Origin of the sequence: Hyphobacterium vulgare (assembly GCF_042643335.1) — a bacterium.
GTDB classification, from domain to species: domain Bacteria; phylum Pseudomonadota; class Alphaproteobacteria; order Caulobacterales; family Maricaulaceae; genus Hyphobacterium; species Hyphobacterium vulgare.
Window position 1 is genome coordinate 146944 of sequence record NZ_JBHRSV010000001.1, and the last position, 10064, is coordinate 157007.

Sequence of the window (10064 nt, forward strand, 5' to 3'; positions counted from 1 at the left end):
AGATATGCCATGCCGATGCAGCCCTCGGGCTATGTCGACACGAGCGCGCGCGAAGCGCTGCCCGAAGAGTCCGACTGGCCGGACCTGATCTTCACCACGCCCGACGTCCAATACCCGGATCGCCTGAACGCCGCCGCCGAACTGCTCGACCGCGCCGTCGCGAAGGGGCATGGCGACCGGATCGCGATCCATTCCGCCGAGAAATCCCTCACCTATGCCCAGCTTCTGGCCGCCGCGAACCGCATGGCGCACGCGCTGGTCGACGATCTGGGGCTGCAGCCCGGAAACCGCGTGCTGCTGCACGGGCCGAACAGCGCCGACATGGTCATCGCCTGGTATGCCATCCTGAAGGCCGGCGGCATCGTTGTCGCGACCATGCCGCTCCTGCGCGAGGCGGAACTGACCAAGGTCGTCACCAAGGCTGGTATCCGGCTCGCCCTGTGCGATGCGCGGCTGGCCGAACCGGTTCACGCCACGGCCAAGGCCGACACGCCGCTCACCGACGTGGTCGAATGGGGCGAGGGCAAGATGCTGGGCGCCCTCACCGCGCGCAAACCCGCCACGTTCGAGAATTGCGACACCGCGGCGGACGATATCGCGCTGATCGCCTTCACCTCCGGCACGACCGGCCAGCCCAAGGCGTGCGCGCACTTCCACCGCAATGTGCTGGCGATGGCCGACACATTCGCGAAGCATCTTCTTCATCCGAAGCCGGGCGACATCTATGCCGGCACGCCGCCCTTCGCCTTCACCTTCGGCCTCGGCGCCTTCGTGGTGTTCCCGGCGCGCTTCGGCGCGGCCGTCGCCCTGCCCTCCAAGCCCGGCTTCGACGCGCTGTGCGAGACGATCGAGCGCTTCCGGGTCACCCACACCTTCACCGCTCCGACCGGCTACCGCGCCATGCTGGGTCTCAAGGACCGGTTCGACCTCTCGTCGCTCAAGGGCGGCGTCTCCGCCGGCGAACACCTGCCCGCCGCAACCTGGCAGGCGTGGAAGGTGGCGACCGGCATTTCGCTGATCGACGGGATCGGTGCGACCGAAATGATCCACATCTTCATTTCCGCGTCGGGCTCGCAGATCCGCCCCGGTGCCACCGGCAAGCCGGTTCCGGGCTACGAGGCGAAGGTGATCGGCGACGACGGCGGTCCGGTTCCCGACGGCGAGATCGGTCGCCTCGCCGTGCGCGGCCCCACGGGCTGTCTCTATCTCGATGACGACCGGCAGAAATCCTACGTCCAGGACGGCTGGAACATCACCGGCGACCTCTACCGCCGCGATGGCGACGGCTACTTCTGGTATGTCGCGCGCAATGACGACCTGATCGTCTCGTCCGGCTACAATATCGCCGGACCGGAAGTGGAACAGGCGCTGCTCATGCACGATGCGGTGATGGAATGTGCTGTCGTCGGCACGCCTTGTGCCGAACGCGGCAGTGTCGTGACGGCCCATATCGTTCTGAAGGAAGGTCACAGGGGCGACGACGCCCTCACCGCTGATATCCAGGCCTTCGTGAAGCGCACCATTGCGCCGTTCAAGTATCCGCGCCGCATCGTTTTTACCGAAGCCCTGCCCAAGACCCAGACCGGAAAGATCCAGCGCTTCCGCCTGCGCGAGGGTGAGGCCTGATCTGGCACGCGGACGCGGCGCGCTCTAGGGTGCAGCCAACCAATCGGGAGTGGTGCGATGCGGCAATTCTTCGTCTTCATCAAATGCGAGCTGGGGCAGACCTATGATGTCGCCGCGGCGCTGGTCGACCAGGTCGAGGAAGCGCGTCAGGTGCATTCGATTTCGGGCGCCTTTGACCTGCTGGCGCATTTCTCGGTCGATACCGACGCCGATATCGGCCGCTTCGTGAACCAGAAAGTCCAGACCATTCCAGGCATCAAGGACACGCAGACCATTCTCTGCTTCAACGCGTTCACGCGCGACCACGGCCTGGGTGAAGGCTGACATGCATTTCGGCGTTTTCGACCTCTTCAAGATCGGGATTGGCCCGTCAAGCTCGCACACCGTCGGGCCGATGATTGCCGCGCGCGCCTTTCTCGTTCGCGTCGACGAGGAATTCGGGATCGGCAAGGTCGACACCGTTCAGGCCGAGCTTTACGGCTCTCTGGCCCTGACCGGTGCCGGACACGGCACGGACAAGGCTGTCATCCTTGGGCTTGAAGGGGCGAAACCCGACACGCTCGACCCCGATGATGCCGAATATCGGCTTCAAGCTGCACGCGAAAAAAAGCGCATCAAATTACTGGGTGTAAAGGAGGTTTACCTCGATCCGCAATCCGATGTCCGGATGAAGGGCGAAACCCGGCTGCCCTTCCATTCCAACGGCATGAAATTCCGCGCACTCGACTCCGAAGGCGACGTGCTGCGCGAGGAAATCTGGTATTCGATCGGCGGCGGCTTCGTGATCGACGAAGCCGAGGCCGGTCGCAATTCAGCCGTCTCCGGCGACCATGACGGCGAGCCCTTTCCCTTCAATACCGGCGATGAATTGCTGGCTCAGTGCGAACGCCACGGCCTCACCATTCCGGAATTGATGATGGCCAACGAGACGGCCTTCCGCGATGAGCAGGAAGTCCGGGACGGGGTGAACCGCATCTGGCGGGCAATGGAGACCTGCATCGACCGCGGCCTGCGACAGACCGGCATCCTCCCGGGCGGACTCAATGTCCGGCGCCGGGCGCCATCAATACATCGCGATCTTCTCGACAATCCGGAGAAGGCCGAAATCGATCCGCTTACCGCGATGGACTGGATCAATCTCTGGGCCATGGCCGTGAACGAAGAGAATGCCGCAGGAGGCCGCGTCGTGACCGCGCCGACCAATGGCGCGGCAGGCATCATTCCGGCTGTCGCGCGATACTTCGACCGCCATCACCGCCGCGACGATGATCCTGATGCGCTGCTGCGCTTCTTCCTGACGGCGGCGGCCATCGGCGCGCTCTACAAGAAGAATGCCTCGATCTCCGGCGCCGAAGCCGGCTGCCAGGGCGAAGTTGGCGTTGCCTGTTCAATGGCTGCAGGCGGACTGGCTGCCGCTCTGGGCGGCAGCAACCGGCAGATCGAAAATGCCGCAGAGATCGGAATGGAGCATAATCTCGGCCTGACCTGCGACCCGGTCGGCGGCCTGGTCCAGATTCCCTGCATCGAGCGCAACGCGATCGGCGCCATCAAGGCGATCGACGCTGCCCGCCTCGCGCTCAAGGGCGATGGCGAGCACAAGGTCTCACTCGATCAGGTCATCCGGACGATGGCCGACGTGGCAAAGGACATGTCGGACAAGTACAAGGAAACCTCGACCGGCGGTCTCGCGGTCAACGTCCCGATGTGCTGATCACCCGGCATTGCTGGTGACAGCGTTCGACGCCGTGTTCTCCGTGTCTTCGAGGATGTTGAGCGGCTGACCGTCGCGAAGATTCTCCGCACCGCGGACCACAACGCGGTCCCCCGCCTCGATCTCGCCCGAGACACCGATCCAGTCACCGTCCTGCGCGCCGCTGCGCACCAGTACGCGTCGCGCCGTGTTGTCCTCGGAAACGACCCACACGAAACTGCCTTCATTGCGCAATACCAGCGCGTCCTGGGGAACCGCGACGAGCGTCGCTGGTGTTTCGGTCGGAAATGAAGCCCGGACGGCGGTGCCGATCAGCCAGGGCGAATCCGAAAGGTCGATCCGCACCTCGAAGGTCCGGGTCACGGAATCGCCGACCGGAATCAGCGCCCGGATCGGCGCGTCGACGTCATTCGTGCCGTCACTGACGCGGATCGTCTGCCCCTCGCTGAGGAACGGCGCGACCGAAACCGGGACCTGCGCGCGCGCTTCAATTCGCCGGGTGTCGACCAGGCGCACGATCTGACTGCCCGGATTGGCATACTCGCCCACTTCGATCAGACGTTCCGTCACGCGGCCGCCGAACGGAGCGAGCACCCGCGTCCGGTCCAGATCAAGCCGCGCCCTTTCCACCGCACTGCGGGCCTCGGTGTTCTCCTGAACCGCCAGGTTGCGGGCCAGCTGCACTTCTCGAAGCCGGTTCGCCGCCGCAGTGCCGTTCTCGACCAGCTGCGTCCAGCGCTCCAGTTCGCCTTCCTGATAGGCTGCGTTCTCGGATGTCCGCGCATAACGTGACCGGGCTTCGTCCAGCGCCAGCCGCGCCATGCGGTCGTCCAGCTGTGCCACCGGTTCACCGGCCTCGACCCAGTCACCGGCTTCCGCCACATCGACCACACGGCCCGATGCTTCGGACGCGATCTGCGCATCATTGCGGCTGTAGACGCTGGCCGGGCTCTCGATCTGCCGCGCCATTTCGCGCATTTCGGCTGTTGCGATCCGCACATTTGCCGGCGGCGGTCCGCCCGCTTGCTGGAAACCGCCCGTCGCGAACGCCAGGAGAGCGGCCAGAGGAATGAAAAAGCGTTTCATCGAAGGGCTCCTATTCCGCCGGTTGCGGATTGAGGGCGACGGACAGCTGACGGGTTTCGCCAATCCTGAGCAGGCTCGGCAGAAGGAAGAGGGTGAAGATCATCGATACGGCCATGCCGCCGACGATCGCCGCCGCCAACCCGCGATAGATCTCGCTGCCCGCTCCGGGGAAGATCAGCAGCGGCGTCATGCCGAGAATGCTGGTCAGCGTCGACATGAAGATCGGACGCATCCGTAGACGCAGCGCCTGATCGACCGCGTCTCGGCGTTCGAGGCCCTCGCGCTCTCCCTGACGCGTCTGGTCGACCAGCAGGATGGCGTTGTTGATCACCAAGCCTAGCAGGATGATGAACCCCATCATCGTGAGCAGATCGAGCGGTTGCCGTGTTTGCGTGCTCGCCTGCATGACCATGTCGAGAATTCGCAACACAGCCACGCCGCCCACAGTGGCCAGCGGTATCGTCACCAGCACCAATCCCGCATCGCGGATCGACCGGAACAGACCGGCAAGGATCAGAAACAGGATGAACAGCGCGAACAGGAAGTTCTGCGTCATCGTCGCGATCGCCCGATTCAGCGCATCGGCCGCGCCGCCATAGGTAATCGACCCGTCCACCGGCAGGGCCGCACGAAGCTGGGGTTCGATTTCGTCCTGAATCACCGCGAGGACTTCCTGCAGCGTCATGTCTTCGGGCTGCGACATGAAGAGCGAAATGGTCCGCCGCCCATCAAGACGCTGCAGACCCGAAGGCGTCAGCGTTTCCTCGATGTCGACGAGATCACCAAGCGGCAGGACCGCGCCGGATGGGGTCGTCACCGGCATGCCTTCCAGTTCCTGCGCCGATCGCCAGCCATCGGAGCGCAGGATCATGTTCAGCCGCCGGTCGCCGTCGAAATACTCGCCGACGAACAGCCCGTCACCCATGGCCGAGACAACACTGGCGACACCGGCGCGGGTCCAGTTCACTTCCTGGATGCGGCGGTCATTGGGAATGATCGAGTAACTTGGCTGGGTCGCCTGCGGCGAGGGATTGGCGTTGATGTTCGACGTCGGAAACCGCTCACGCAGCAGGCGCATGCCTTCCTGCGCCGCAACCGCAAGCGGCCCGGCTTCGGCGGATTGAATGTTCACCTGGACATTGCCGCCGCCGCCGAAATTGCCGAACAGGTCACCGCGGGCGGCGAAGGCCTGGACGTCCGGAATGCCCTGAACGATCTCGTCGCGGACGATGCGTTCCAGTTCGCGGACATCGGCAATGTCCCGCGGGCGAACGCCGAGCGTCGCGAAATTCCCGCCCTGCCCGCCGATATAATAGTTGCGCAGCGCCGGTTCGCGCTCGCCATTCATGTACGGCGCCAGCCGGTCCATGACCGGTTGCACCACCTCCTCGCGCACCCATTCGCCGTCGGATCCGGGCGGCAGCAGAAAGAAGGCATCGATCGCATCGCGCTTGACCGGCGGCAGATAATCGAGATTGGGCAGCATCACCCAGCTAAGGCCGAGCGGGATCGCGATCAGCCCGGCGATCAGACCATAGCGGCGCGCAGGCCGGTCGCTCGCGAACATGATGAAATCCGCCAGCTTTGATAAAAGCGGCTGCCGCGACTCCAGCCCGCCCGACCGGACCCATTTTGCGGCCGCGACCGGCAGGATGGTCACCGCGACGATCATGGACAGGCCGACCCCGACCGCGATCGTGATCGCCAGGTCGGCAAAAAGCTGGCCCTCGGCATCATCCAGGAAAATGATCGGCAGGAAGATCGCGACGGTCGTCGTGGTCGATGCGAACAGCGCCCCCCAGACCTGCCCGGCTCCTCGTTCGGATGCGGTGTCCGGACTCTCCCCTGCCTCCCGCCGTCGCACGATGTTTTCCATCACGACGATCGCGGCGTCGAGCACCATGCCGGTCGCGAAGGCGAGACCCGCAAGCGAAATCACGTTCAGCGAGCGGCCCAGCACAAACAACACGATGAGCGTCGCCAGCAGGCAGATCGGGATGGCCAGCGCGATGATCGCGGTTGCCCTTGCGCGGCGCAGGAACAGCCAAAGCCCCCCGATCGCCAGAACGACGCCGAACAGCAGATTGGTCCGCAACAGGTTGATCGCCCGGTTGATGAAGACCGAGGAGTCGAAGGACGGTTGCAATGTCAGGCCCAGCTCTGCTGCCTCGTTCGCGTTTAGCCGTTCCACTTCGGCCCGCACCGCTTCGAGCGTCGACAGCACGTTGGCGCCGTTCTGACGGCTCACCGCGATGCCGATCGCCGGATTGCCGTTCTGGAAGGCAAAGCCCTGGCGTTCACCCAGCCCGATCCCGACCGACGCCACATCGCCGAGACGGACCGGCCTGCCATCACGCCAGTCGATTACCAGTTCGCGCAACTCACGCGGATCGTACTGGCCCTCGTAATTGATCACGAAAGACCGCCGTCCGACCGTCGCATTGCCGCCGGAAATGTCGCGATTGCCATTCAGTGCCGCGGCGATCTCCGGAATCGAAACTCCAAGGGCGGCCGCCTCGTACGGGTCGAGGATGATCTGGAATTCGCGGTTTCTCAGCCCCCAGTTGATCTGGGCATTGGCGACTCCTGGCAGGGAAGAAAGGCGCGGCACGACGACGTTCGACGCGAAATCGGCGAAGTCGTCGACCTCATTGGGATTGTCCGGCAAAAGCTGGATGAAATAATAGATCAGCATGTCACCGGACCCGCCGGCGGCGCCGTTGACCACATTCGGCCCGAAGGCATCGAGCGGCATCGGCGGCAGCTGGTTCATGCGGCCGACGACCTCGATATAGGCCTGGTCCATATCGGTGCCGTTGGCGAAGGTCAGGGCGATGAAGGAAAAGCCCTGATTGATGTTGACCCGCATTTCCTCAAGCCCGGAAATGCCGGTCAGGGCCTGCTCCATCGGCTCGACGATTTCCGATTCCAATTCCTGGGGAGAGGCGCTGCGCCACCCGGTCATCACGAAGAGCTGCGGCTGGCTGGTGTCCGGGAACAGCTGCAGCGGCAGGCGTGTGAAAGCGAGTGCGCCGACAACGCCGATCAGCAGAACGGCGATCAGCACCGCGACAGGATTCTTGAGCGCGAAGCGTGTCAGGAACATGGATCTGGATCTCCCTCACCGTCTTGGTGAGGTGCGGCGCCTCGCCGCAGCTATACGGCGGGATTACACTTGGTTCACGCGCCTCACGGCGGCGTGAGCCGGTCGGGTTGGCGCAGCAAAAAGCCGCGCCGGAAGAACCGGCGCGGCTTGTGAAACCCGGTCGTGTTTTCTGGCGTCAGGCCGCGAGGGCATCCGACACGGTGAATGCCGCCTCCGTCGATGCCTTGATCTCGTCGAGTGTCACATCCGGCGCCAGTTCCTTCAGGACCAGACCGCCCGGGGTGACTTCGAACACGCCCATCGTGGTGATGATCAGATCGACCACACCCGTACCGGTGAGCGGCAGCGAGCATTGTTTCAGCAATTTCGGCTCACCGGATTTCGAGGTGTGGTCCATGACCACGACGACACGCTTCACACCGGCGACCAGATCCATCGCGCCGCCCATCCCCTTCACCATCTTGCCGGGGATCATCCAGTTGGCGATGTCGCCGGTTTCGGAAACTTCCATCGCACCCAGGATGGACAGGTCGATATGCCCGCCGCGGATCATGCCGAAACTGTCGGCCGACGAGAAATAGCTCGTGCGGCGCAGTTCGGTGATCGTCTGCTTGCCGGCATTGATCAGGTCTGGGTCTTCCTCGCCCTCAAAGGGAAACGGCCCCATGCCGAGCATGCCATTCTCCGACTGCAGCGTCACATCGATGCCTTCATCGATGAAATTCGCGACCAGCGTCGGAATGCCGATGCCCAGATTGACGTAGAAGCCGTCTTCCAGTTCCTGCGCGGCGCGGCGCGCCATGTCTTCACGGCTCCAGGCCATTACGCACTCTCCTTCTGACGCACGGTGCGCTGTTCGATGCGCTTCTCGAACGACCCCTGCACGACGCGCTGCACGAAAATGCCGGGCGTGTGGATGCTGTCCGGGTCGAGCGCGCCCAGTTCCACGATCTCCTCGACCTCGGCGACGGTCACCTTGCCGGCCGTCGCCATCATCGGATTGAAGTTCCGCGCGGTCTTGCGGTAGATCAGATTGCCTTGCGGGTCGGCCTTCCAGGCCTTCACGATCGACAGATCCGCCGTCAGGCCGGTTTCCATGATGTAGCGCTCGCCATTGAATTCGCGCTCTTCCTTGCCCTCGGCGACCAGCGTGCCCACGCCGGTCTTCACGAAGAAGGCCGGAATGCCCGCCCCGCCGGCGCGGATGCGCTCGGCCAGCGTGCCCTGGGGATTGAATTCGAGTTCAAGCTCGCCCGAGAGGAATTGGCGCTCGAATTCCTTGTTCTCGCCGACATAGGAGGACAGCATCTTCCTGATGCGCTTGGCATCGAGCAGCTTGCCAAGACCAAAGCCGTCAACGCCGCAATTGTTCGAGATGATCGTCAGATCCTTCACGCCGGATTTGAGGATCGCCTCGATCGCATTCTCGGGAATGCCGCACAGGCCGAACCCGCCGGCCATGATCGTCATGCCGTCGAACAGCAGCCCGTCGAGAGCGGTTGCGGCATCGGGGTAAAGCTTCTTCATGAACGTCCTCTTCGGCCCGTTGGCGGTTCGGATGTGTTGCGCTGCGTTATATCGCGTTGCACTGCGAAAACCAGAGGCCGGCTTCAGCCATGCTCGCGCTTCAGGTCGATCTCGATCGCCAGCGCCCCGCCGAAGAAAACCGCGTAGGACGCCCAGTAGATCCACAACAGGAACACGATCAGCGCGCCGAGCGACCCATAGGCGCTGGGATGAACAACCGTCTGTACGTAATAGGAAAAGCTCGCCGAGATCAGCATCCAGATCAGCGTCGATGTGAGTGCCGCGAAGACCGAAGCGTTCCAGCTGACCTCACCCGCCCGGCGCATCGTGTAACGGTAGAGCAGGATCAGCGCCGCGATCATCGTCACGGCCACGGCGGTCCATTCGTTGAAGAGATAGCCGGTGTCTAGGCCGCGCAGCCCGAGCCATTGCAGGAAGGGCCGCAACACCACCGGAATCGTCAGCACGATCAGATTGGCCACGGCGAGCAGTGTGCCGCCCGCCATGACCGCCGCGATCGCGAGCAGGTTGAACTTCACGATACTGCGCAGATCGCCCACCCGCGCAATCTGGTTCAACCCGGCGATCAGCGCTTTCGCGCCGCGCGAGGCGGCAAAGAAGGAGATGGTCAGCGCGATCAGGCCCTGGATCGACAGGGACGCGCTTGATGTCTCGGCCAGCCGCGCGACCTGTTCGGTTGCGAAACTGCGCGCCGAGGCCGGAAGAACGCCGGCCAGACGCGCGATCTGTGCCTGCGCGTCCTCGATCGAAAAGACCAGGCCATAGACCGACGCCAGCGCGGCAACCGCCGGAAACAGAGCCAGCAACGTAAAGAAGGAAACGCCGCCGGCGAACAGCATGACCTCGCGCGCCATCGTCCGGCGTACGGCCCGTACGACGACGCCGACGACCGGCAATCGTGCGAACAGGACCGACAGCCGGCGAATGTGACGAAAAACCTGGCGAACGGGATGCATCGCCTGCGCTTAGCGCATTCGACGGCGTCCG

The 10064-nt window shown here is 63.9% G+C and carries 8 protein-coding genes; 3 read left to right on the forward strand and 5 right to left on the reverse strand.

The annotated features are described in order from the left end of the window. The first annotated feature begins 15 nt into the window (after positions 1-15). The 3 genes from ACFOOR_RS00770 to ACFOOR_RS00780 are packed head-to-tail and all read left to right on the forward strand — an operon-like array spanning position 16 to position 3337. On the forward strand, positions 16-1626 hold the full coding sequence (locus ACFOOR_RS00770; RefSeq protein ID WP_343163807.1) for an AMP-binding protein: 1611 nt from the start codon (positions 16-18) through the stop codon (positions 1624-1626). Positions 1627-1683: 57 nt separating this feature from the next. Next, the gene (locus tag ACFOOR_RS00775; protein WP_343163655.1) at positions 1684-1950 is read left to right on the forward strand and encodes an Lrp/AsnC ligand binding domain-containing protein; all 267 of its coding nucleotides are present in this window, start codon (positions 1684-1686) and stop codon (positions 1948-1950) included. A 1-nt stretch (position 1951) separates the two neighbouring features. After that, positions 1952-3337 (forward strand): L-serine ammonia-lyase, encoded by a 1386-nt coding sequence (locus ACFOOR_RS00780; RefSeq protein ID WP_343163654.1) that lies wholly within the window; start codon positions 1952-1954, stop codon positions 3335-3337. Here ACFOOR_RS00780 and ACFOOR_RS00785 read toward each other — a convergent pair whose 3' ends face one another. The 5 genes from ACFOOR_RS00785 to ACFOOR_RS00805 form a co-directional block, all read right to left on the reverse strand. Next, positions 3338-4423 (reverse strand): efflux RND transporter periplasmic adaptor subunit, encoded by a 1086-nt coding sequence (locus tag ACFOOR_RS00785; RefSeq protein ID WP_343163653.1) that lies wholly within the window; start codon positions 4421-4423, stop codon positions 3338-3340. It abuts the gene before it with no gap. A gap of 10 nt (positions 4424-4433) precedes the next feature. Further along, a complete protein-coding gene (locus ACFOOR_RS00790; protein WP_343163652.1) occupies positions 4434-7529 on the reverse strand; it encodes an efflux RND transporter permease subunit in 3096 nt (1031 codons plus the stop codon). 175 nt (positions 7530-7704) lie between these two features. Continuing rightward, positions 7705-8352, reverse strand: a complete 648-nt coding sequence (locus ACFOOR_RS00795) for a CoA transferase subunit B (protein WP_343163651.1) — start codon at positions 8350-8352, stop codon at positions 7705-7707. After that, positions 8352-9056 carry a CoA transferase subunit A gene (locus ACFOOR_RS00800; protein ID WP_343163650.1) on the reverse strand — a complete coding sequence of 235 codons (705 nt, stop codon included), beginning with the start codon at positions 9054-9056 and terminating at the stop codon, positions 8352-8354. Before ACFOOR_RS00800 ends, ACFOOR_RS00795 begins: the two co-directional genes overlap by 1 nt. An 83-nt stretch (positions 9057-9139) precedes the next feature. Continuing rightward, positions 9140-10033 carry a YihY/virulence factor BrkB family protein gene (locus tag ACFOOR_RS00805; RefSeq protein ID WP_343163649.1) on the reverse strand — a complete coding sequence of 298 codons (894 nt, stop codon included), beginning with the start codon at positions 10031-10033 and terminating at the stop codon, positions 9140-9142. Positions 10034-10064: the final 31 nt, after the last annotated feature.

Coding starts and splice junctions, on each gene's coding strand:
- ACFOOR_RS00780 (WP_343163654.1), top strand. CDS start 1,952: ATGCATTTCGGCGTTTTCGACCTCTTCAAGATCGGGATTGGCCCGTCA.
- ACFOOR_RS00790 (WP_343163652.1), bottom strand. CDS start 7,529: ATGTTCCTGACACGCTTCGCGCTCAAGAATCCTGTCGCGGTGCTGATC.
- ACFOOR_RS00800 (WP_343163650.1), bottom strand. CDS start 9,056: ATGAAGAAGCTTTACCCCGATGCCGCAACCGCTCTCGACGGGCTGCTG.
- ACFOOR_RS00805 (WP_343163649.1), bottom strand. CDS start 10,033: ATGCATCCCGTTCGCCAGGTTTTTCGTCACATTCGCCGGCTGTCGGTC.
- ACFOOR_RS00770 (WP_343163807.1), top strand. CDS start 16: ATGCAGCCCTCGGGCTATGTCGACACGAGCGCGCGCGAAGCGCTGCCC.
- ACFOOR_RS00785 (WP_343163653.1), bottom strand. CDS start 4,423: ATGAAACGCTTTTTCATTCCTCTGGCCGCTCTCCTGGCGTTCGCGACG.
- ACFOOR_RS00775 (WP_343163655.1), top strand. CDS start 1,684: ATGCGGCAATTCTTCGTCTTCATCAAATGCGAGCTGGGGCAGACCTAT.
- ACFOOR_RS00795 (WP_343163651.1), bottom strand. CDS start 8,352: ATGGCCTGGAGCCGTGAAGACATGGCGCGCCGCGCCGCGCAGGAACTG.